The sequence below is a fragment of the Microbacterium sp. NPDC057944 genome (assembly GCF_042887445.1).
Classification (GTDB): Bacteria; Actinomycetota; Actinomycetes; order Actinomycetales; family Microbacteriaceae; genus Microbacterium; species Microbacterium natoriense.
This window is the reverse complement of sequence record NZ_JBHVPJ010000002.1, coordinates 254,897-277,345: the sequence shown is the minus strand read 5'-3', so window position 1 is coordinate 277,345 and position 22,449 is coordinate 254,897. Positions and strand designations below refer to the sequence as shown.

19 protein-coding genes and 1 tRNA gene are annotated in these 22,449 nt (G+C 69.1%); 11 read left to right on the top strand and 9 right to left on the bottom strand.

Annotation, left to right across the window (positions count from 1 at the left end; translation table 11 throughout):
• Nucleotides 1–230 precede the first annotated feature (230 nt).
• Nucleotides 231–1,181 (top strand): heme A synthase, encoded by a 951-nt coding sequence (locus tag ACFVRO_RS10710; protein ID WP_386952094.1) that lies wholly within the window; start codon nucleotides 231–233, stop codon nucleotides 1,179–1,181.
• A 65-nt stretch (nucleotides 1,182–1,246) separates the two neighbouring features.
• Nucleotides 1,247–1,714: a hypothetical protein gene (locus ACFVRO_RS10705; protein WP_146114264.1), complete on the top strand. Its 468-nt coding sequence runs from the start codon at nucleotides 1,247–1,249 to the stop codon at nucleotides 1,712–1,714.
• Here ACFVRO_RS10705 and ACFVRO_RS10700 read toward each other — a convergent pair.
• Complete coding sequence (locus tag ACFVRO_RS10700; protein ID WP_341942003.1) at nucleotides 1,660–2,565, bottom strand: heme o synthase; 906 nt, start codon at nucleotides 2,563–2,565, stop codon at nucleotides 1,660–1,662. The genes ACFVRO_RS10705 and ACFVRO_RS10700 overlap by 55 nt on opposite strands.
• A 265-nt stretch (nucleotides 2,566–2,830) precedes the next feature.
• Between ACFVRO_RS10700 and tkt the strand changes: the two genes are divergently transcribed.
• The 6 genes from tkt to pgl are packed head-to-tail and all read left to right on the top strand — an operon-like array spanning nucleotide 2,831 to nucleotide 10,928.
• The gene (gene tkt / locus ACFVRO_RS10695; protein WP_386952092.1) at nucleotides 2,831–4,927 is read left to right on the top strand and encodes a transketolase; all 2,097 of its coding nucleotides are present in this window, start codon (nucleotides 2,831–2,833) and stop codon (nucleotides 4,925–4,927) included.
• A complete protein-coding gene (tal, locus tag ACFVRO_RS10690; protein WP_386952090.1) occupies nucleotides 4,924–6,036 on the top strand; it encodes a transaldolase in 1,113 nt (370 codons plus the stop codon). The genes tkt and tal overlap by 4 nt, the downstream gene beginning before the upstream one ends.
• On the top strand, nucleotides 6,033–7,640 hold the full coding sequence (locus tag ACFVRO_RS10685) for a glucose-6-phosphate isomerase (protein WP_386952088.1): 1,608 nt from the start codon (nucleotides 6,033–6,035) through the stop codon (nucleotides 7,638–7,640). Before tal ends, ACFVRO_RS10685 begins: the two co-directional genes overlap by 4 nt.
• 23 nt (nucleotides 7,641–7,663) lie before the next feature.
• Nucleotides 7,664–9,211, top strand: coding sequence for a glucose-6-phosphate dehydrogenase (gene zwf, locus ACFVRO_RS10680; RefSeq protein ID WP_105672979.1), 1,548 nt, complete (start codon nucleotides 7,664–7,666; stop codon nucleotides 9,209–9,211).
• Complete coding sequence (locus ACFVRO_RS10675) at nucleotides 9,208–10,143, top strand: glucose-6-phosphate dehydrogenase assembly protein OpcA (RefSeq protein WP_105672978.1); 936 nt, start codon at nucleotides 9,208–9,210, stop codon at nucleotides 10,141–10,143. The genes zwf and ACFVRO_RS10675 overlap by 4 nt, the downstream gene beginning before the upstream one ends.
• Nucleotides 10,140–10,928 (top strand): 6-phosphogluconolactonase, encoded by a 789-nt coding sequence (pgl, locus tag ACFVRO_RS10670; protein ID WP_223586325.1) that lies wholly within the window; start codon nucleotides 10,140–10,142, stop codon nucleotides 10,926–10,928. The genes ACFVRO_RS10675 and pgl overlap by 4 nt, the downstream gene beginning before the upstream one ends.
• A 63-nt stretch (nucleotides 10,929–10,991) precedes the next feature.
• Here pgl and ACFVRO_RS10665 read toward each other — a convergent pair whose 3' ends face one another.
• On the bottom strand, nucleotides 10,992–11,975 hold the full coding sequence (locus ACFVRO_RS10665; protein WP_105672976.1) for a DMT family transporter: 984 nt from the start codon (nucleotides 11,973–11,975) through the stop codon (nucleotides 10,992–10,994).
• A gap of 61 nt (nucleotides 11,976–12,036) precedes the next feature.
• Between ACFVRO_RS10665 and def the strand changes: the two genes are divergently transcribed.
• Nucleotides 12,037–12,603 (top strand): peptide deformylase, encoded by a 567-nt coding sequence (gene def, locus ACFVRO_RS10660; protein WP_341941998.1) that lies wholly within the window; start codon nucleotides 12,037–12,039, stop codon nucleotides 12,601–12,603.
• A 117-nt stretch (nucleotides 12,604–12,720) separates the two neighbouring features.
• Nucleotides 12,721–13,251 carry a septum formation family protein gene (locus tag ACFVRO_RS10655; RefSeq protein ID WP_386952087.1) on the top strand — a complete coding sequence of 177 codons (531 nt, stop codon included), beginning with the start codon at nucleotides 12,721–12,723 and terminating at the stop codon, nucleotides 13,249–13,251.
• 86 nt (nucleotides 13,252–13,337) lie between these two features.
• On the opposite strand, the gene ACFVRO_RS10650 is transcribed toward ACFVRO_RS10655, so the two are convergent.
• A complete protein-coding gene (locus ACFVRO_RS10650; RefSeq protein ID WP_386952084.1) occupies nucleotides 13,338–14,345 on the bottom strand; it encodes a LysR family transcriptional regulator in 1,008 nt (335 codons plus the stop codon).
• 203 nt (nucleotides 14,346–14,548) lie between these two features.
• Between ACFVRO_RS10650 and ACFVRO_RS10645 the strand changes: the two genes are divergently transcribed.
• On the top strand, nucleotides 14,549–15,685 hold the full coding sequence (locus ACFVRO_RS10645; protein WP_386952081.1) for a hypothetical protein: 1,137 nt from the start codon (nucleotides 14,549–14,551) through the stop codon (nucleotides 15,683–15,685).
• Here ACFVRO_RS10645 and ACFVRO_RS10640 read toward each other — a convergent pair.
• The 6 genes from ACFVRO_RS10640 to dusB all read right to left on the bottom strand — a co-directional run bounded on the left by ACFVRO_RS10640 (nucleotide 15,673) and on the right by dusB (nucleotide 22,390).
• Complete coding sequence (locus tag ACFVRO_RS10640) at nucleotides 15,673–16,956, bottom strand: threonine/serine exporter family protein (protein ID WP_386952078.1); 1,284 nt, start codon at nucleotides 16,954–16,956, stop codon at nucleotides 15,673–15,675. The genes ACFVRO_RS10645 and ACFVRO_RS10640 overlap by 13 nt on opposite strands.
• Before the next feature lie 68 nt (nucleotides 16,957–17,024).
• Nucleotides 17,025–17,100: transfer RNA gene (locus ACFVRO_RS10635), tRNA-Asn, on the bottom strand.
• Nucleotides 17,101–17,197: 97 nt separating this feature from the next.
• On the bottom strand, nucleotides 17,198–17,971 hold the full coding sequence (locus ACFVRO_RS10630; RefSeq protein WP_386952075.1) for an ATP-binding cassette domain-containing protein: 774 nt from the start codon (nucleotides 17,969–17,971) through the stop codon (nucleotides 17,198–17,200).
• A 36-nt stretch (nucleotides 17,972–18,007) separates the two neighbouring features.
• Nucleotides 18,008–19,867 (bottom strand): DNA primase, encoded by a 1,860-nt coding sequence (gene dnaG / locus ACFVRO_RS10625; RefSeq protein WP_386952072.1) that lies wholly within the window; start codon nucleotides 19,865–19,867, stop codon nucleotides 18,008–18,010.
• Nucleotides 19,867–21,246, bottom strand: a complete 1,380-nt coding sequence (locus ACFVRO_RS10620) for a deoxyguanosinetriphosphate triphosphohydrolase (protein WP_341941993.1) — start codon at nucleotides 21,244–21,246, stop codon at nucleotides 19,867–19,869. The genes dnaG and ACFVRO_RS10620 overlap by 1 nt, the downstream gene beginning before the upstream one ends.
• The gene (dusB, locus tag ACFVRO_RS10615; protein WP_105672970.1) at nucleotides 21,236–22,390 is read right to left on the bottom strand and encodes a tRNA dihydrouridine synthase DusB; all 1,155 of its coding nucleotides are present in this window, start codon (nucleotides 22,388–22,390) and stop codon (nucleotides 21,236–21,238) included. The genes ACFVRO_RS10620 and dusB overlap by 11 nt, the downstream gene beginning before the upstream one ends.
• Nucleotides 22,391–22,449 lie beyond the last annotated feature (59 nt).

Sequence of the window (22,449 nt, the reverse complement as noted above, 5' to 3'; positions counted from 1 at the left end):
CACTCTCCTTATTGGGCCTCAACGGTGTCATCCGCCCCGACACACCTGATCCCCGTCGAGTCTGCGGGAGCGGGTGCCGCTGGTGGGGCCCTCATCACCGGCGCTTCCATCGCGCCTAAACTGTCAGGGATGCGTTCCGCGGTCACGCGGGCATCCCAACACCCCGATTCTACAGGTTCCCCCAGACGTGCGGGCCGTCATGTCCGCGTCACGGGGGTTCCGGAGGACCCATGCCCGACACCGCCACCGCCGACTCCCCCGCAACGAGGACCGGCTTTCTGTCCCGCGTCCATGATTGGCTGCCCTCCGAGATCGGCCGCCGACTGACCGTCACGGCCTGGCTGTCGTTCCTCGCCGAGGTCATCATCATCGGCACCGGAGGGGCCGTCCGCCTCACCGGTTCGGGGCTCGGCTGCTCGCAGTGGCCGCTGTGCACGCCCGAGTCGCTCGTGCCGACGCCCGAGCAGGGCATCCACGGCATCATCGAGTTCGGCAACCGCACCATGACCGGAGTAGTCGGCCTCCTCGCACTCGCCGTGGTGTTCTTCGTCCTCCGCTTCCGCGCCCGGCGTCGCGACCTCTGGGTGCTCTCCCTCGTGGTGCTCGGCGGCATCGTCATGCAGGCCGTCGTGGGCGGCATCACGGTGTGGACGGGCCTGAACCCGTTCATCGTCGGCTTCCACTACGTGTCGTCGCTGCTGCTGGTGTGCATCACCGCGGCGTTCCTCGTTCGTCTGTACGCGGTCCCCGGGCCGCGCGAGAAGGCGGTGCCCGCCTGGTTCGCGATCATCTCGCACGTCACCGGCCTCGCCCTCGCCGTCACGATCGTCTTCGGCGTGCTCACCACGGGTTCCGGTCCTCACTCCGGTGACGCCGAGGTGCTCCGCCACGGCTTCGACGCCACCGTCCTCGCGCACGTGCACTCGTGGCCGGGCTACATCCTCGCCGGACTCGTCGCGGTGCTGACGATCTCCGCCTGGGCGCTGCGCCTCGAACCCCGCAGATGGCTGCTCGTCCTCGTGGCGGCGATCCTCGTGCAGGTCGGGGTCGGCGTGTGGCAGGCCCGCGAAGGACTCCCGGAGATCCTCGTCGGCATCCACATGGTGCTCGCCGCCCTGTCGGCGGCGACCTACACCGTCGTGGTGCTCCACCTCAAGCGCCCCGCATCGCCGCGATCCTGATCCGCCCAGCCGACGCATAGACGGCACATCGGAGAAGCAACAGAAGCTGCGTCATGGTGGGCGGCATGAAAAAGTCACTCACGCACAGCATCGGCTTCTGGCTCCTCCTGCTCGTCTCCCTCGTCGCCGCGGCGGTCGGCGGATGGATCATCTCGGGCCAGCTGAGCACGATGACCTCGACGCTGCTCGACGGCACCGCCACCGGAGTCGAGGTCTACGTCGGGCAGTCGCTCATCGTGTTCGGCGCAGCGCTCGTCGGCGCCGGCGTGCTCGGGATCCTGATCGCGCTCGCGCTCGTCGCCGTGCAGGCGATCCTTCCGGCGTCGCAGCCGGTCGCGGTCGAGGCCATCGACTGGAGCGCTCAGAGCGCGCCCGCAGAGGACGTCGCGTCGGCAGAGCCCGAGGCCGTGGAGCCCGAGTCGGTCGTCGATCCCGAGGCTGTCGCGGAGACCGCGTCAGAGGACTCCGCGACCGAGGATCAGAACGGGAGCAGCGGGTCGATCGCGACCGCGACGAAGATCAGCGTCAAGTAGGTGATCGAGGCGTGGAAGACCCTCATCGGACGCGCCTCGGTCCCCCGCACCGCACGGTTGTACAGGCGGTGCGACTCGTAGATGAACCAGCCGCCGAAGACGAGCGCGGAGACGGTGTAGACGAGCCCCATGTTCGCGATCGGCACGAGCAGCAGCGAGCAGGCGACGGTCGCCCAGGCGTAGAGGATGACCTGGAGTCCGACCTGCGACGCGTTGCGGGTGACGCCGAGCATGGGGACGTCGACGTCGTCGTAGTCGTCCTTGTACTTCATGGAGAGCGGCCAGTAGTGCGGCGGCGTCCAGAGGAAGATCAGGGCGAAGAGGATGAAGGCCGGCCAGTCCAGGGAGCCGGTCACGGCCGCCCAGCCGATCAGCACGGGGAAGCATCCGGCGATGCCGCCCCACACGATGTTCTGCTCCGTGCGGCGCTTGAGGATCATCGTGTAGATCACGACGTAGAAGAAGATGGCGGATGCCGAGAGCACCGCGGCCAGCCAGTTCGTCGTCACGTACAGCCACACCGTCGAGAGGACGGCGAGGGTCCACGAGAAGACGAGCGCACCGCGCGGCGTGATCTCGCCGGTGACGAGCGGCCGGTTCTCGGTGCGGTGCATGTGCGCGTCGATGTCGCGGTCGAGGTACATGTTGAACGCCGCTGCGGAGCCGGCGCTCATGGAGCCGCCGATCACCGTCGCGAGGACGAGCCACAGGTTCGGCAGGCCGCCCTGAGCGAGGAACATCACCGGGACGGTGGAGACCAGGAGGAGTTCGAGCACGCGCGGCTTCGTGAGGGCGACGTAGGCCTTCACCGTACGACCGACGGACTTCTTCGCAACGGTCTGATCAGACATCGTCGAGATCTCGATCGCCTCCTCCGGGCACGCGTGGGCAGCCCCTTCAGTCTAGGGCACGGGGCGAGAGCCGCCGTCCGCCCGTCCGCGCACCACGAGGGGAATTCCTCTCCCCTGAATGCGTTGTAGTCCGATGTAACGCGGTAACACGCACCGCTATGCTGAAAACACTCGCGCGCCCGGCGCTCAAGCATCCCCTTCCGTATCGTTGCGGACCGCGACAGTGCATACCGGGCGCTCTCGAACTGTTGAGAAGGGCTTCACCGTGTCGGAATTGCAGTGGGAAGAGATCGATCGGCGCGCGGTGGACACCGCTCGGCTGCTGGCGGCGGATGCCGTGGAGAAGGTCGGCAACGGCCACCCCGGCACCGCGATGAGCCTGGCGCCGGCCGCCTACCTGCTGTACCAGCGGGTGCTGCGTCATGATCCCGCCGACACCGACTGGCTCGGCCGCGATCGCTTCATCCTCTCCGCTGGCCACTCCTCCCTCACGCAGTACGTCGAGCTCTACCTCGGCGGCTTCGGTCTGGAGCTCGACGACCTCAAGGCTCTGCGCACGTGGGGCTCGCTGACCCCCGGCCACCCCGAGTACGGCCACACCAAGGGCGTGGAGATCACCACCGGCCCGCTCGGCCAGGGTCTCGCCTCCGCGGTCGGGTTCGCCTACGCCTCGCGCTACGAGCGCGGCCTCTTCGACCCCGAGGCCGCTGCGGGCACCAGCCCCTTCGACCACTTCATCTACGTGATCGCCGGAGACGGCGACCTGCAGGAGGGCGTCACCAGCGAGGCCTCGTCGCTCGCGGGCCACCAGCAGCTCGGCAACCTCATCGCGATCTACGACTCCAACCAGATCTCCATCGAGGACGACACCAACGTCGCCTTCACCGAGGACGTCGCGAAGCGCTACGAGTCCTACGGCTGGCAGGTCCAGGTCGTCGACTGGAAGAAGACCGGCCAGTACGTCGAGGACGTCGCCGAGCTCTACGCCGCGATCGAGGCGGCCAAGGGCGAGACCGACAAGCCGTCGCTCATCATCCTCAAGACGATCATCGGCTGGCCGTCGCCCGGAAAGCAGAACTCCGGCAAGATCCACGGCTCCGCCCTCGGCGCGGACGAGCTCGCCGCGACCAAGAAGGTCCTCGGCTTCGACCCCGAGGAGCACTTCGCGGTCGCCGACGACGTCATCGCCCACACCCGCGGCCTCGCGGCACGCTCCGCAGAGGTCCGCGCGGCCTGGCAGGAGTCGTTCGACGCCTGGGCGGCGGCGAACCCCGAGCGCAAGACCCTGCTCGACCGCCTGGAGGCCAACGAGCTTCCGGCCGGCATCGACGCGGCCCTCCCCGTGTTCGAGGCGGGCAAGGACGTGTCGACCCGTGCCGCATCCGGCCAGGTCATCAACGCCCTCGCCGCCGAACTCCCCGAGCTCTGGGGCGGTTCGGCCGACCTCGCCGAGTCGAACCTCACCACGATCAAGGACGCCAAGTCCTTCATCCCCGCCGAGTGGTCCACCCACGAGTGGTCGGGCAGCCCCTACGGCCGCGTGCTGCACTTCGGCATCCGCGAGCACGCGATGGGTGCGATCGTCAACGGCATCAAGCTGCACGGTCCGACCCGTCCGTTCGGCGGCACGTTCCTGATCTTCAGCGACTACATGCGCCCGCCGGTGCGTCTGGCCGCACTCATGGACGTGCCCAGCATCTTCGTGTGGACGCACGACTCCGTCGCCCTCGGAGAGGACGGCCCGACGCACCAGCCGATCGAGCAGATCGCCACGCTGCGCGCCATCCCCAACTTCACGCTCGTGCGTCCGGCCGACGCCAACGAGACCGCGGCGTCCTGGCTGGAGATCCTCCGCCGCCAGGGAGGCCCGACCGGCATCGCCCTGACCCGTCAGAACATCCCCGTGTTCGCGCGCGGCGAGGGCGCGGCATCCGGCGACACCTTCGCCTCCGCGTCGAACGTCTCGAAGGGCGCGTACGTGCTCGCCGAGGCGCCGAACGGCACCCCCGACGTGATCATCGTCGCCACCGGTTCCGAGGTCCAGCTGGCCGTCGACGCGCGTGCGGCGCTCGCTGCCGAGGGCGTGAACGTCCGTGTCGTCTCCGCGCCCTCTCTGGAGTGGTTCGCCGAGCAGGACGAGGCGTACCGTGAGAGCGTGCTCCCGAAGAGCATCACCGCCCGGGTCTCGGTCGAGGCCGGTTCCGTGCTCAGCTGGCGCGGGATCGTCGGCGACCGCGGCCGCTCGGTCGGCATCGACCACTTCGGCGCCTCCGCCGACTACAAGACCCTGTTCGAGAAGTTCGGGATCACCACCGAAGCCGTCATCCAGGCGGCACGCGAGACCATCAAGGAGAACGCATGAGCACCCCCACCTCAGACCTCGCAGCCGCCGGTGTCAGCATCTGGCTCGACGACCTGTCCCGCACCCGCATCTCCTCCGGCAACCTCGCCGAGCTGATCGCCTCGCGCAACGTCACGGGCGTCACCACCAACCCGACGATCTTCGCGAACGCCATCACGAACCCCGACGACACGTCGTACGACGCGCAGGTCGCCGAGCTCGCGGCATCCGGCGCGACCGCGGAGGAGGCCGTGTTCGCGGCCACCACGCAGGACGTGGCCGCTGCGCTCGACGTATTCCGCCCCGTGTGGGAGGCCACCGGCCACGTCGACGGACGCGTGTCGATCGAGGTCTCCCCCGACCTCGCGCACGACACCGACGGCACGGTCGCCCAGGCCACGCAGCTGTGGGCCACGGTCGACCGTCCGAACCTGCTCGTGAAGATCCCCGCGACCAAGGCCGGCCTTCCCGCGATCGCGCAGGCGATCGGGGCGGGCATCAGCGTCAACGTCACGCTGATCTTCAGCCTCGAGCGCTACGCCGAGGTCATCGAGGCGTACCTGACCGGTCTCGAGACCGCGAAGGCGGCGGGCATCGACCTCTCGACCATCGAGTCGGTCGCGTCCTTCTTCGTGTCGCGGGTCGACACCGAGACCGACAAGCGCCTCGCCGCCATCGGCTCGGACGCCGCGGACGCCCTCAAGAACAAGGCCGGCCTCGCCAACGCGCGCCTCGCCTACGAGCTCTACGAGAAGACCTTCGCCGGTGAGCGCGCGCAGGCGCTGATCGCCGCGGGCGCGAACCCGCAGCGCCCGCTGTGGGCGTCGACCGGCGTCAAGGACCCGAACCTGCCCGACACCCTCTACGTCACGGAGCTCGTCGCCGCGGGCGTCGTCAACACGATGCCCGAGAAGACGCTCGAGGCGACCTTCGACCACGGCGTCGTCACCGGCGACACGATCACGGGCGGCTACGAGGAGGCCCGTGCGGTCTTCGCCGGGCTCGCGGACCTCGGCATCGACTTCGCCGACGTCACCCAGGTGCTCGAGGACGAGGGCGTCGCGAAGTTCATCGACTCCTGGCACGACCTGCTCAGCCAGGTGAGCGAAGGGCTCGAGGCGCAGCGATGACCTTCGCGCTGCACGCCTCGGGCGCGGCGAAGGCCGCGATCGAGGAGAGCGTCCCCGGACTGGTGCACGACCTCGTCGCGTCGCGCATCACCGGGGGCGACGCGACCCTCTGGGGCCCGGATGCCGAGTCTGAGGCCGCCGTGCGGCTCGGATGGGTCGAGGCCGTGTCGATCTCGCGTCCCCTCGTGGGTGAGATCGTGGCGCTTCGCGACGAGCTCGCCGCGAAGGGCGCCACGCGTGTCGTCCTCGCGGGCATGGGCGGATCCTCCCTCGCACCGGAGGTCATCTCGCAGACCGCGGGCGTTCCGCTCACGATCCTCGACTCGACCTCGCCCGCGCAGGTGCTCGCCGCCCTCGACGACGGGCTCGAGAGCACCGTCCTCGTCGTGTCGTCGAAGTCCGGCTCCACCGTGGAGACCGACTCTCAGCGCCGCACGTTCGAGACGGCGTTCCGCGACCTCGGCATCGATCCCGTCGAGCGCATCATCGTGGTCACCGACCCCGGTTCGCCTCTCGACGCCTCGGCCCGCGACGCCGGCTATCGCGTCTTCAACGCCGATCCGAACGTGGGCGGACGCTACTCCGCGCTCACCGCGTTCGGTCTCGTCCCGTCGGGGCTCGCCGGCGTCGACATCGACGAGCTGCTCGACGAGGCCGAGGCCTCGCTGCTGGAGGTCGCGGTCGACTCCGCCGAGAACCCGGCTCTCCGCCTCGCAGCGGCGATCGCGGCCACCAGCCCGCGCCGTGACAAGCTCGGCCTCATCACCGACGGCACGCACATCAACGGCCTGCCCGACTGGATCGAGCAGCTCATCGCCGAGTCCACTGGTAAGGACGGCACCGGCATCCTCCCCGTCGTCCTGCTGCCCGTGTCCCCGGAGCTCGACGCGAACCCCGCCGACCTGCAGATCGTGCGCCTGGTCGATGACGCGAACGAGTTCCACCTCCGCGAGAAGCACCAGGGCGAGATCCTCGTCTCCGGCACGCTCGGCGCGCAGTTCATCGTCTGGGAGTATGCGACGGCAATAGCCGGATACCTGCTCGGCATCAACCCGTTCGACCAGCCCGACGTCGAGTCCGCCAAGATCGCTGCCCGCGGTCTGCTGGACGCCCGCCCGGAGGCCACGGCGCCGGCGTTCGTCGAGAACAGCGTCGAGGTCCGCGTGTCCGACGCCGAGCTCGCCGCCTCCGGCACGATCGAGGGCGTCCTCGACGCCCTGTGGGCCCGACTGGGCGACGACGGCTACGTCTCGATCCAGGCCTATGTGAACCGACTCGACGTCCCGCAGTTGCAGGGCCTCCGCGAGCTCGTCGCCGCCGACTCCGGTCGACCGACGACCTTCGGCTGGGGACCGCGCTTCCTGCACTCCACCGGTCAGTACCACAAGGGCGGTCCGGCGCAGGGCGTGTTCCTCCAGCTCCTGGAGCGCACCGACGTCGACCTCGAGATCCCCGGTCGGCCGTTCACGTTCGGTCAGCTCATCGAGGCGCAGGCCGCGGGTGACGCCGCGGTGCTCGCGGAGCACGGCCGTCCGGTCGTCACGCTGACGATCACCGACTCGTCGGCAGACGTGCTCACCCTTTTCGAAGCAGCACAGAAGTAAGCAGCCAGGAGAATCCCCCACCGATGTCTGTTCCCATCTCGCGCGGGCACAACCCGCTGCGCGACCCCGATGATCGCCGTCTCAACAGGATCGCCGGGCCCAGCGCCCTGGTGATCTTCGGCGTGACCGGCGATCTGTCGCGCAAGAAGCTCATGCCCGCGGTCTACGACCTCGCCAACCGGGGCCTGCTCCCGCCGGGCTTCGCGCTCGTCGGGTTCGCCCGAAGGGACTGGGAGGATCAGGACTTCGCGCAGGTCGTGTACGACGCGGTCAAGCAGCACGCGCGAACCCCCTTCCGCGAGGAGACCTGGACGCAGCTGCTGCAGGGCATCCGCTTCGTGTCCGGTGAGTTCGACAATCCCGAGTCGTTCCGTAAGCTCCGCGAGACGGTGGATCAGCTCGACGTGGAGCGGGGCACGATGGGCAACCACGCGTTCTACCTGTCGATCCCGCCGAAGTCGTTCGCGGTCGTCGCGCAGCAGCTCAAGGACTCGGGCCTCGTCGGAGACGACGAGGGAGAGGACCGCTGGCGCCGGGTCGTGATCGAGAAGCCGTTCGGACACGACCTCGAATCGGCGCGCGAGCTGAACAAGGCCCTCGAGGTGGCGTTCTCTGCGGACTCGATCTTCCGCATCGACCACTACCTCGGCAAGGAGACGGTCCAGAACATCCTGGCGCTGCGCTTCGCCAACGAGCTGTACGAGCCGATCTGGAACCGCAACTACGTCGACCACGTGCAGATCACGATGGCCGAGGACATCGGCGTCGGCGGCCGAGCCGGCTACTACGACGGCGTCGGCGCGGCCCGTGACGTCATCCAGAACCACCTGCTGCAGCTCCTCGCGCTCACCGCGATGGAGGAGCCGATCAGCCTGTCCGCGGAGCATCTGCGTGCCGAGAAGGAGAAGGTCCTCGCGGCGGTGCACGTCCCGGACGACCTCGCCCTGGCGACGGCACGCGGGCAGTACGCCGGCGGGTGGCAGGGCGGCGAGAAGGTCACCGGGTTCCTCGACGAGGAGGGGATGAACCCCGAGTCGGCGACGGAGACCTACGCGGCCATCAAGCTGGAGATCGACACCCGCCGCTGGTCGGGGGTGCCGTTCTACCTGCGCACCGGCAAGCGGCTCGGCCGACGGGTGACCGAGGTCGCGGTCGTCTTCAAGCGCGCACCGGAGCACCTGTTCGGGCGCAGCAACACGTCGGAGCTCGGTCAGAACGCGCTCGTGATCCGCGTGCAGCCCGATGAGGGCGTGACCATCCGGTTCGGCTCGAAGGTGCCGGGCAACGGCACGAACGTCCGCGACGTGACGATGGACTTCGGCTACGGGCACGCCTTCACCGAGGCGAGTCCAGAGGCCTACGAGCGCCTGATCCTCGACGTCCTGCTGGGCGATCCGCCGCTGTTCCCGCGGCACGAGGAGGTCGAGCTCTCGTGGAAGATCCTCGACCCGGTCGAGGAGTACTGGGCTGCCGAGGGCGGCCCCGTCGAGCAGTATGCACCCGGATCGTGGGGCCCGGCATCCGCTGATGCCCTGTTGGCCCGCGACGGACGAGTCTGGAGACGCCCGTGATCATCGACCTTCCCGACACGACCGTCAGCCAGGTCGCGAAGAACCTCGTCAAGGCCCGTGAGGAGGGCGGCGTCGTCGCTCTCGGCCGCGTGCTCACCCTGGTCATCTCGGCGCGGAACGGCGTCGCGGAGGCCGCCATCGACGCGGCCAACGACGCATCACGCGAGCACCCGATGCGCGTCATCGTGCTCACCACCGGGGGCGGCGAGTCGCGACTCGACGCCCAGATCCGCGTCGGCGGAGACGCCGGAGCCAGCGAGGTCGTCGTGCTGCGCGCCTACGGCGATGCGGCGAGCAACGAGGAGAGCCTCATCACCGGCCTCCTCCTCCCCGACGCCCCGGTGGTGGCCTGGTGGCCGGAGGAGGCGCCCGTCTCCCCCGCGACCTCGCCGCTCGGCAGGATCGCCCAGCGACGCATCACGGATGCCGCGACCTCCCCCGACGTGCGCGACCGCCTCGCCCTGCTCGGCGAGACGCACGCCCCCGGAGACACGGATCTGGCCTGGACCCGGCTCACGCACTGGCGCGAGCAGCTCGCCGCCGTGCTCGATCAGCCTCCGTACCTCGAGGTGACGGATGTCGAGGTGCGCGGCGCCGTCGCTTCCCCCTCGACCGCACTGCTCGCGGCCTGGCTGCAGATGGCGCTCGAGGTGCCGGTGCGTTGGTCGTACGAGGACCCTGAGCACTGGCAGGAGGGCATCAAGTCGGTGCGGCTCACCCGTGCAGACGGGGACATCCTGCTGGAGCGTCCGACTCCGGGCGTCGCCGTGCTCACGCAGCCCGAGCAACCCGACCACGACCTCCACCTGCCGCGCCGCACGCTCAGGGAGTGCCTCGCCGAGGAGCTGCGTCGCCTCGACCCCGATGTCCTGTACGGTCGAGTCATCACCGAGGGCTGGGAGAAGCTGGGTCCGCCCGAGACAGGAGAATGATGTCGATGCAGACAGCGTCCGCAGAGAAGCGGGTCGTCGTCGAACCCACCCCCGCCGCCGTCGCGGCGCGGGTGGCCGACCGGTTCATCGCTCGGTTGCGAGCACGCACGCGCAACGGCCGGATCGCCCACATCGCCCTCACGGGCGGTTCGATGGGCGGTGCGGTGCTGCGCGCGACGGCGGAGAATCCACGGTCGGCCGACATCGACTGGTCGCTCGTCCACTTCTGGTGGGGCGACGAACGCTTCGTGCCCCGTGCTCACGCCGACCGCAACGCCGTGCAGTCCCGAGCGGCTCTCCTGGACAGCATCCCGGTCCCCGTCGAGAACGTCCACGAGATCGCGGCATCCGACAGCGGCCTCACCCTCGACGAGGCGGCCGCCGCGTACGCGGCGGAGCTCGCGCGGTTCGGAACCGATGAGAATCCGTGGCCGTCGTTCGCGGTGTGCTTCCTTGGCGTCGGACCCGACGGCCACATCGCCTCGCTCTTCCCGGACCGCCCGGAGGTCACGGTGACGGATGCCGCGGCCCTGCCCGTGCGCGACTCCCCCAAGCCTCCGCCGGAGCGCGTCACTCTCACCCGACCGGTGTTGAACTCCTCCAAGCGCGTCTGGCTCGTGCTCACGGGCGCCGACAAGGCCTCCGCGCTCGGTCTGGCCCTCGCGGGCGCCAGCTACACCAGCGTGCCCGCAGCGGGCGCCAAGGGGCGCAAGCGGACGATCTTCTTCGTCGACGAGGCGGCTGCCTCCGAGGTCTCCCCCGACCTCATCGACCCCGCGTACTGATCGGACGCGAACCCGGACCTCGACGGCCGTGACGGTCGTGGCGTCCGAGTGCGCGGAGAGCGCCTACTTCTGCTCGTCCGCTCCCGTGGCGCCGTCGCTCCCCCGCGGGATGCCGAGCTCCTGACTCTCGCTGAGAACCTGCGGGTGGTACCGGGCGAGACCGACCACGCCCCACACCGCGATGGCGCCGGCGACCCCGAAGATCACGAGCACCCAGCCGGGCGCCGCCGCCGCTTCGCCGAGCACGAGCATTCCGATGAGCACCGCGATCAGCGGGTCGACCACCGTGAGACCGGCGATGACGAGGTCGGGCGGACCGGAGCTGTACGCGGTCTGCACGAAGTACGCGCCGACGGCGGATGCCGCGATCAGGGCGATCACGCACACGAGGGTGATCCACTCGAAGTTGCCGGCCTCGATGCGATTGATGACCGCTTTGGCGAGGGTGGCCACGAAGCCGTAGAGGATGCCGGCGCCGATGACGTAGAAGAGAGCCCGCATGCGGTGACGCAGCACGAGCCAGCAGGCGCCGAGCACGATGATCACGACGAGCAGGATCGCCAGGATCGTGAAGAGCTCGATGTCGCTGATGGGTTTCTCCGCCGCGAAGATCGCGGCGAAGGAGACGAAGAGGAAGATGCCGCCGACGCAGCAGACGATCGCGGTGATGGACTGCCTCGTCGGCGTGTGTCCGGAGACCCTGGCGTTGAGCAGGGTCGTGATCACGAGGGCGATCGCGCCGAGCGGCTGCACCACGATCAGCGGCGCCTGGGAGAGCGCGGCGAGCTGGCACACGATGGCCAGTCCGAGCATGAGCGTGCCGATGATCCAGGACGGACGCGTCAGCAGTCTTCTGATCTGGTCGAGACTCAGCCCGGTCGCGCCGTCCGCGCCGCTGAGCTGCTCGACCTTCTCCACCCCACGGTGCTGATACTGCGCGCCGAGGGACATGAAGACGGCGCCCGCGAGGGCGAGCGGGATGCCCAGGAGGAGTCGCGGATTCTGGAAGACGCCGACGAGCTGGTCGCCGACATCCGCCCCACTCATCCATACGGAGATGCTCACCCTACGACCCTACCCGGCGATGTGCGCCCAGTATGGTTATGGCGTGGCTGTACTTCCGATTCGCATCATGGGCGATCCCGTCCTGCACTCTCCCGCTTCCGCCGTCGAGGCGATCACCGACGAGATCCGCACCCTCGTCGCCGACATGTTCGAGACGATGGACACCGCGCCCGGCGTGGGACTCGCCGCCCCTCAGGTGGGCGTGCCGCTGCGCATCTACACCTACGCCTACGTCGACGACGACGATCAGCCGTGGCGTGGTGTCATCATCAACCCCGAGTTGTGGATGACCCCGCTCGAACCCGGCGACCCCGACCCCGATCTGGAGTCGGAGGGCTGCCTCTCCTTCCCCGGCGAGCGGTTCCCGCTGCGCCGCTCCGAGCGGGTGCAGGTGACCGGGACGGACCTCGACGGCGCTCCCGTCGCGATCGCCGTCGACGGCTGGCGCGCGCGCATCATGCAGCACGAGTTCGACCACCTCGACGGCATCCTCTACGTGGATCGCCTGTCGGACGGAGACTGGAAGACCGCGCAGAAGATCGCCCGCAAACGCGGATGGGGTCGCCCCGGCGCCAGCTGGATGCCGGGCGTCGACGATCTCGAGGGCTGAGACTCTCAGCCTGATCAAAGGGGTTTTCGAGTTGCATCACAGACTCCGGGACGGATAGCGTTTCCTGAGGCGGGACTCTTCTGTGCCCGCTCACCACAGTCCTGGAGGGGAAACAACATGAAACTGCGCACGCGACACGCGCTGGCTCTCGTCGGATCGGCGGCGGCGCTCTCGTTCGCACTGACCGGCTGCAGCGCACTGAACAGCATCCTGGGGAGCGGTTCGGGAGACGCAGACCGCGACGACAAGACCGGTCAGGTCACCGAGAGCTCCAACATCGGCATCTTCGCGCTGAAGGTCGGCGACTGCAAGATGGAGAGCCCCTCGGGCCTCCTCGAGAGCGCCGATGTCGTGCCCTGCACCGAGCCGCACGACGAAGAGGTCTTCTTCGAGTACAAGATGCCCGACGGCGAGTACGACGCCACGGCGATCGACACCGCCTCGCAGGAGCAGTGCACCGGTGAGGGCTTCACGTCCTTCGTCGGCATCCCGTGGGACCAGTCCGCGCTCGGCGTCTACCCGATCACCCCGACCCAGGACACCTGGGACTCCTACAACGACCGCGTGATCCAGTGCGTGATCTTCGATCAGGACGAGTCGGGCAACATCATCCAGTCGAGCGCCTCCCTCAAGGGCGCCGCACGCTGATCCGGCCTCACACAGCACAGGAAGGCCCCGCCATCTCGGCGGGGCCTTCCTGTGTTCTGGAGGAGCGCACGGGTCGCCCGCCCGCGTCACGGCTCCGACAGTGCCACGACGCCGAGATCGTCGAAGACGGGGTCCAGCTGCCTGACCCACCCGACCTCGACACGGCGACGCCGCCACCACCCTCTGAATGCTGCTGATCGTCGAGCGGTCTCCGCATACGCCTGGGCTGCGACACGATAGGCCTTCTCCGCCGCCACAGCCGTCACGGCCTCCGGACGCCATGCGAGAGCGATCCGGAGTCGCAGAGGGTCTCCGACGAGCGGCCGGACGACCATGCCGTCGACCTCTCGAGAGGCCGGCTCCACCAGCTGCACGGCGCGCCCCTGGCCGATGAGCGCCCTGCCGTCTCCCTGTGCGAAGGTGAAGCGGACGTTCGGCTCGAATCCCGCGGCGAGGCACAAAGCGCGCAGAACCGCCAACGATCCGTCGTCAGCGCCCGGAGGTGCGATCCACGCCCGTTCCGCGAGGTCGGCGAGAGCGACCTCGTCACGGGAGGCGAGGGGATCCGCGGCGCTGAGCGCGACGAACACGGGGACACTGGGGTGCAGGATGCGAGTGCTCACCCCTGCGGGGAGCTCGTACTCGCCGTCATCCGAGAGCGTAATCACGGAGAGATCATGGAACCGCCTGTCGAGCGCATGAGCGAGCACGGTGGTGGAGCCCTCGACATCGAACACGGTCTCGAACTCGGGAAAGGCATCGTCGAGGCGACTCACGAGCGCAGCGGAGCAGCGCATCTGCGAGATGCCGATCCTCATGCGGCCGTGCTGACGGATGCCGCTCAGATCGGCGTCGAGCCTGTCGAACTCTGCGAGGGCGATCTGAGCGCGTTTGACGATCTGCGCACCCGCCGCGGTGGGCACCACACCGCGGTGACCACGGAGGAACAGGGAGACCCCCAGCTGCTGCTCCAATCGCTGCAGCAGCGCGGAGAGCGATGGCTGCGTCATCCCCAGATCGGCGGCCGCCCGGGAGAGGGATCCGGCGGAGGCGATGGCACACAGGGCACGAAGATGGCGCACCTCGAAGGTCATCCGCTCAGCCTACGAGGAGGGTCGGGCCGTATGACGAACCGAGTCATAGACCACGGCTATACCCGATCAGGATGGGATCGAGTCCCGTGATCTGCGACACTCGATCCATACCCTCCCCGTCCCCAGCGAGCGAGGGCGCAGGAAGGGTCTGGACCGTCTGCCCCAGGACGGTCCAGACCCGACGATCCCGCAGAAAGGTCGCCATGCCCGGTCGTCCCTCCCGAACATCACTCGTCGCCGTCCTCATCGCTGCGCTCGCTCTGAGCGGGTGCGCGTCGGGGACCGTGCCGTCCGCAGAGACCGGGGCGTCCGGGCAGGATTCCTGCCTCACCGGCGAACTGACGTACACGTATGCCGACGCCGAGTCAGGCGGTCACCCCACGCTTCCCGCACCCTTGGTGTCGTGGCGACTCGCGGGAGCGGAATCAGACGGCGGCGATCCGGAGGAGCGCTCGGTCGGACTGACTGATGCAGACGGCGCCTTCACAGGCTGCGCACCTGCGGAGACTCTTCACGACGCGACCATCACCTTCACGGCAGAGAACGACGGCCTGTGGCGAGTTGTGGACGCCTACGGCCCCGACGACACCGTCTTCGCCTTCTCGACGGAGCCCGTGGACGGCGCTGTCGGAGACGTCGACCTCGGCGCGGTGTCCGCGCCCGCCGAGACCGCCGGAGCTTTCAAGATCGTCGATGCGGTCGCCGACCTCTACGACCTGCGCGGGGTCGACTCCCCGTGCTGGACGGAGCATCAGGAGAAGATCGAGGACTGCCACGCGGTGACCTTCAGCTGGAACAGCGAGGTTCCGGAAGAGGACGGCGGATATTGGGACGCCGACGGTTCGGGGAACGTGGTCCTCGCCGGGGCCGACCCGGCGTCCAGGCATCTCGTGCTCCACGAGCTCGGGCACTGGTGGCAGAACGAGCTCTACGACGGCTGGTTCCCCGAGGTCACCGGATGCGATCCGCACTACGTCGACGCTCCCAGTTCGACCACCTGCGCATGGACGGAAGGGTTCGCCGACGCCGTGGCCGCCTGGGTCCTGGGAGACCGGCAGTATGTGTCCTCGGACGGGACGATCAACCCCTTCGAAGACCAGGACGGAACGCCGTGGGAGGGCGGGGACACCACTCAGGGGAACATCGGCGCGACCCTTCTCGACCTGTGGAGGCTGGACGGTCCCGGCGCCAGCTGGGACGCGAACGTCGCGCTCTTCAGCTCAGAGACCAGCAGTGACTTCACCGAGTACTTCACGGTGGACCGACCGGCGGCGGGGCTGCCCACCGACGGTGAGGCCGAGGACATCATCCGTCGTCACGGCATCGACTACTCCGGCTGAGCCGCCCCGCCCCCGACGGTGACGATGCGACGCCCGGTCACGAGCCGCCACCAGTGCGTGTCGACGATGATCGAACCGAGCTTCGTCCCGATGCAGAGGCTCGCGAAGATCGCCAGCGCCGCGGCGACGGGGTCGATGTCGAACGAGGTGATCGCCACGAGTCCGACGGTTCCCGGCACGAGCAGGAGGAACGCGGGCTGGAAGGTGATCGTCGCGGGGATCGCGAAAGAGGAGCGCTCGACCAGCCTGGCGATCACGAAGAGCACCGCTGCCGTGGCACCGGTCGCCACCGTGTTCCCCCAGAACGGCGCCAACCCGATCAGAAGCGCGTACGCGACTCCCATCGCGGCGATGCTGACCGCGGTGAGCCGGTACCCGGCCCCGAACGCGAGACTGATGCCGATCGCGACGGCCGCGACGCCGATCCAGCTGAAGACGGTCGAGGGCAGGGACGCCCACGCCGGGTCGGCGCTGATGATCCCCGCGACATCGGCGAGCAGGAAGGCCGAGTCCTGATCGATCTCGAGGCCGATCCAGGCGCTGCCCGCCGCGACTCCCGCCGCCATGAATCCGAGCTGCACGACGCCGTAGACGAGACGCGACGCGCCCGTGACGACGTCGGCCGAGGTGAGTTCGAGCAGGGCGTTCGTGATCATGGCCCCCGGTACGAGGATCGCGATCGGCGCGCAGACGGCGAAGAGAGGCACGGTCGTATAGCCCAGCATCGACGCCGATTCGCTGACGAGCACGGTCGACAGCAACGCGATGACGAACGGCACGATCGCCGCAGCCGGACGGATGCGGCGCAGCAGGACGGCGACGGCGCCCATGAGCGCCGCGACGAGCGTCGACACGACGACCGCCCACCAGGGGCAGCGGAACAGCACCGCGAGTCCGCCGGCGAGGAGCGCGTTGCCGACGATCCATCGCAGCAGCGGCTTGCGCATCCAGGCCGCGCGGATGCGGTCCTGCTCGGCCCCGAGCGCCCGCTCCAGCGAGATCTCACCGTCACGGAGACGGTGCATCATCCGGCTCACCATCGCGGACTGCCTCGTCGACAGGGACGATGCCAAGGACATGCGGAGGATCGATCCCTCCGACCCCTCCGCGGGCGACACGAACACCGCTTCGGGGAGCACAGCGAAGGCGAGCTCCTGCTCCGGGGCCCTGCGCGCGCGGATCTCCTCCAGCGCGTCGCGGGTGTCGGTGGCGGAGAATCCCGCCTCGAGCAGCAGCGCGCCGAGTTGCGCGAACTGCGTGGATCGAGTCATCCGCTCCGGCTTTCATCGGCTGTGGTGAAAAGGAGAACCCCTGGCCTTCATGCGAAGGCCAGGGGTCTTGGCTCCCCGGCTTGGACTCGAACCAAGAACCTGCCGGTTAACAGCCGGCTGCTCTGCCAATTGAGCTACCGAGGAATGTGCTCCGCTGAGCGGGCAACTCGACAAGCTTAGCAAAGACTTCGGCGTGCTCGTGACACGGACGACGACTCGGGCGTGTCGCATCCGACACCGTTCAGGACTGCGAATCCGCCTCGGCGTTGGGCGCCCAGAGCAGGTCCTTTCCGACTCCCCTGGCGACGACGTGGCCGCTGCGCAGCATCAGGGTCTCGGCGTTCAGCTCGCGGATGAAGTCGGCGTCGTTCGTCACCAGCAGCGCCCCCATCCCCTGTTCCTTGCGGCGACGGGTGATGGCGTCGAAGACCACGGGGCGCACCTCGAGATCGAGGTTGGCGAGGATCTCGTCCGCGATCAGCACCCTCGGCTCGAGCACGAAGGAGCGTGCGATCGCGACACGCTGCCGCATGCCGGCGCTCAGCTCGTAGGGGAACTTCGCGGCCGTGCCGAGCGGCAGGTGCATCTCGTCGAGCAGGGTGGCCACGCGGATCGAGAGCGCGTTGGTGTTCACGCGCTTCTCGCGGATCAGGATCGGCTCGGCGATCACCTCCTGCACGGTGAGCCGCGGCGGCAGGTCGGCACCGGCTCCCTGCGGCACGAAACCCGTGCGGTAGGTGAGGATCCGGTGCTTGCGTCCTGGGCGGCGCACATCCACTCCGCAGACGTGGGCGCTTCCGCCGACCACGCGGACGGACGGATCGGTGGATCCTGCGAGGGCGAGCACGAGCGAGGACTTGCCTGAGCCGGTGGGGCCCGCGACGCAGATCAGCTCACCGGGGGCGAGCGAGAAGGTCACCCCGTCGACGGCCCTGGTCGGCGCACCGTGGCCGGCCCGGTCGATCACCAGGTCCAAGCAGTCGATCGCGGTGGTGGAGTCGGGCCTTCGGGACATGCTTCCATCCTGCCCTGCGCCGAGGGGCGCCCCCTGTTACGACTCGGTGAACCGCTGACGCTCCACATCGATGTCGCGAAGCCTCATACGCAGGGCACGCCCTCCATCGGAGTCGGCGGGGACGCGCTGCACGGCCCCCAGGAGCTCCTGCTTTTCGTGCTCGAGACTGCGGAGGATGAGCCGACGCGCGAGATCGGTCGCCGACGCCACGGCCCCGGCCTCGTCGCGAGCGGGGAACGGCGTCATGAGCAGCTCTCCCGCGAGAGACCGGTAGGGCTCGCGCACCGCGTTGACCGCGTCGGTCACCCAGCCCGCGCGAGTGCGGTCGGGCGCGGATGCCACGGCCTCCCGCACCGCATCGAGTCCCGGGGTGCGGAACGGCGCGATGAGCGCGCGGGACAGCAGCGCCTGATCGATCTGATGCCCGTACTGGAGCACACCCATCATCGCATCGCGCTCCACGGCGACGTCGGCGGTGCGAGGAAGGTTCGCGAGCGTCACCGGAACGATCCCCGGGGCCCCCGTCGCGGGATCGATGGGCACCGGCTCCGGTCGCGACGGCGCGGAGTGCGAGCCGCCGCGTGCTGCGCGCTCGACCTCGTTGTGCACCTCGGTCGGATCCATGCCGAGGCGTCGGGCGAGCACGCGCTCGTATCCGGGGCGCAGCAGCCGATCCCTGATCTCCGCGACGATCGGTGCGGCGGCCCTGAGCGCGCCCACCCTCCCCTCGACCGTACCGAGGTCGAAGCCTGCGAGCTTGCGGTCGAGGGCGAACTCGAACATCGGCACCTTGGCGTCCATGAGGGTGCGGACGGCGGCATCCCCCCTCTGCAGGCGCAGATCGCAAGGGTCGAGCCCGTCGGGCGCGACCGCCACGAAGGTCTGCGCGTTGAAGCGATCGTCTTCGGTGAAGGCCCGAAGCGCCGCCTTCTGCCCCGCCTCGTCGCCGTCGAAGGTGAAGACCACCTCGCCGGAGGCGTTGTCGTCTCCCATGACCCGTCGCAGCACCTTGATGTGATCGGTGCCGAACGCCGTGCCGCAGGTGGCGATCGCGGTCGTGAGGCCGGCGAGATGGCAGGCCATCACATCCGTGTACCCCTCGACGACCACCACCCGCCGGGGGTCGCCGCGCGCGATGTCCTTCTTGGCGAGGTCGAGGCCGTACAGCACCTGCGCCTTCTTGTAGATCGGCGTCTCCGGGGTGTTGAGGTACTTCGGCCCCTGGTCGTCGTCGAACAGCTTGCGCGCTCCGAAGCCGATCGTCTGCCCTGAGACGTCGCGGATCGGCCACACGAGGCGTCCGCGGAAGCGGTCGTACACGCCGCGCTGGCCCGTCGAGACGAGTCCAGCGGTGCTGAGCTCCTCCCGGGTGAACCCCTGCGCGGTGAGCGCCTTCAGCATGCCGTCCCAGCCGCGCGGGGCGAAGCCGACGCCGAAGTGCGCGGCAGCTCCCGCGTCGAACCCCCGCTCGCCGAGGAAACGACGTCCGGCCTCGGCGTCGGGAGACAGCAGCTGCGAGCGGAAGAATTCTGCGGCGGCGGTGTTCGCCGCGTACAGCCGCGCCCGACCGCTCGTCTCGGGAGCGGCGCCCCCGTCTTCATAGTGCAGCGTGTAGCCGATGCGGCCGGCGAGTCTCTCGACGGCCTCCGTGAAGCTGACGTGATCCATCTCGCGCAGGAACGAGTAGACGTCTCCCGACTCCCCGCATCCGAAGCAGTGGTAGTAGCCCACCTGGGGCCGGACGTGGAAGCTCGGGCTCTTCTCGTCGTGGAAGGGGCACAGCCCCTTGAGCGATCCGACACCTGCCGACTTCAGCGCGACGCGCTCGCCGACGATGTCGGCGATGTTCGTGCGCGCCTTCACCTCGTCGACGTCGGCCTGGCGGATGCGGGGCATCAGCGCACCTCGGCGGATGCGGGATGCCGGTCGGCCGATGCCGCGCGACGCGCGCCCGGACGGGCGTTCCGCGGATTCCAGATCCCCACCTCGGCGGGATCGATCTCGCCGACGAGGCGGTTGTGCCAGTCGATCGCGCTCTGATCCGTGAGGCTGGCGATCTGGTCGACGATGACGCGAGCGCGCTCGGCATCCGTCGTCGCATCGAGGAAGTCCGCGGCGAACGCGGGCTCGAGCACGTCCTCCCCCGCCGACCACAGCGCGTCGGTCGACCACAGGGCGTCAGCGAGCCGCTTCAGCACCCGACGCTGCTCCTTGTAGACGCCCTTGCGCGCATCGATCGTGACGATGGCCTGGCCCATGATGCCCTTGAGCACGGCGATCTCGGTCTCGACCACTCGCGGCACCACGACATGAGCGTTGTAGCGCACCAGGACGGGACCGGCGTAGGCCTCCCTGGTGGCCGACACGGAGGCGCGCGCGAACCGCCCGATGAAATCGCTGGTCAGGTTCTTGAGGCGCGCCAGATCCTGACGGGAGCGGTCGAACGACGTCAACCACATCGGCTGGCTCGCCAGACGGTAGAGGCCGTCTGCGAGCTCGTCCCTGGTGAAGTCGTAGCCGACCCACTGCTGGATGCGGTCGATGAGCGCCTCGTGCTCGCGCGGGTCCGACAGCTGCGCGACGTCGACGTACCCGTTGACGATCGCATCCTCGAAGTCGTGCACCGAGTAGCCGATGTCGTCGGAGAGATCCATGATCTCGGCCTCGATGCAGCGAAGGCGCCCCGGTGCGCCCTCGCGCATCCAGCGGAACACGGCCTCGTCCTCGGGGTAGACGCCGAACTTCAGCCGCCCGCCCGGATCGGGGACCGGGCTGTCGACCGTCCACGGGTACTTGCAGGTCGCGTCGAGGCTCGCCCTGGTGAGATTGAGCCCGACGGAGCGATCGTGATCATCGAGGACCTTCGCCTCGAGGCGGGTCAGGATGCGGAGCGACTGCGCGTTGCCCTCGAACCCGCCGATGTTCTCCGCCCAGTCGTTCAGGGCCCGCTCTCCGTTGTGCCCGAAGGGCGGGTGGCCGAGGTCGTGGCTCAGGCAGGCGGTGTCGACGACGTCGGCGGACACCCCGAGCGCCGTGGCGAGCTCGCGTCCGACCTGGGCCACCTCGAGGGAGTGCGTCAGCCGGTTCCGGGCGAAGTCGGCGGTGCTCGCCGGACTCAGGACCTGCGTCTTCGCCGCAAGACGGCGCAGCGCGGCGGAGTGCAGCACACGAGCCCTGTCTCGGGCGAAGTCGTCGCGCTCCGATCGGTGGGTCTCCGCGAAGAAGCGCTCCGCGTCGCGTGCGTCGTAGCCCGAGATCCGCTGGTCAGCCGCCACTGTTCTCGATCTCCGCTCCTCGCATCATCTCCGACGTCGACTCGGCGATCTCGCGCGACTCGAGCCACTTGTCGGGCAGGGCCGTGCGCTTCGGCCGACCCGCCCGGCCGCGCTGGCCCTCGGCGTCCGCTCCAGGGTAGGGCGCGTCGCGATCGAGCTGTCCGAGCAGGTCGTCGATGTTCTGCAGGCTCGACGCCATAGCGAGGCCGGTGCGGATGTCTCCGCCGACCGGGTATCCCTTGAAGTACCAGGCGACGTGCTTGCGGACATCGCGGCATCCGTGGTCCTCGTCGTCGAAGAACTCCACGAGCAGCTCCGCGTGACGACGGAAGGCGTCGGCGACGAAGCCGAGAGTCGCGTCGACGGGCTGCGTCTCGGCGCCGAAGGCCGCAGCGAGCTCGCCGAAGAGCCAAGGGCGTCCGAGGCAGCCGCGCCCGACCACGACGCCGTCGCAGTCGGTCTGCGCCATCATCCGCACCGCATCGTCGGCCGACCAGATGTCGCCGTTGCCGAGCACGGGGATGCTGGTCACCGCCTGCTTGAGCTCGCCGATCGCGTTCCAGTCGGCGTTGCCGGAGTAGTACTCCCCCGCGGTCCTGGCGTGCAGGGCGACGGCTGCCGCTCCCGCGTCCTCGGCGGCGCGCCCCGCCTCGATGAAGGTGAGGTGGTCGTGGTCGATGCCCTTGCGCATCTTCACGGTGAGCGGGATGTCGCCCGCCGCCTTCACGGCCTGGGTGACGATGTCGGCGAACAGACGGTTCTTCCAGGGCAGCGCGGCGCCGCCGCCGCGGCGGGTCACCTTGGGCACGGGGCAGCCGAAGTTCAGGTCGATGTGATCGGCGTGGTCTTCGGCGACGATGATGCGCACGGCGTCGGCGATGGTCTTCGGGTCGACGCCGTAGAGCTGGATCGACCGCGGGGTCTCCGACTCGTGATGGCGGATGAGTCTCATCGTGCTCTCGTTGCGCTCGACGAGCGCGCGCGACGTGATCATCTCGCTCACGTACAGACCGGCGCCGTACTCGCGGCAGAGCCTGCGGAAGGCGGTGTTCGTGATGCCCGCCATGGGCGCGAGCACGACGGGCACGTCGAGGTCGATCGGTCCGATGCGGAGCGGGCGGGCGGGGGCGGTGGCGACAGTCATGACCTTTCTATTCTCCCAGACCCGGCGCCCATGGCGGCGCACCGACCTAAGCTGTGGAT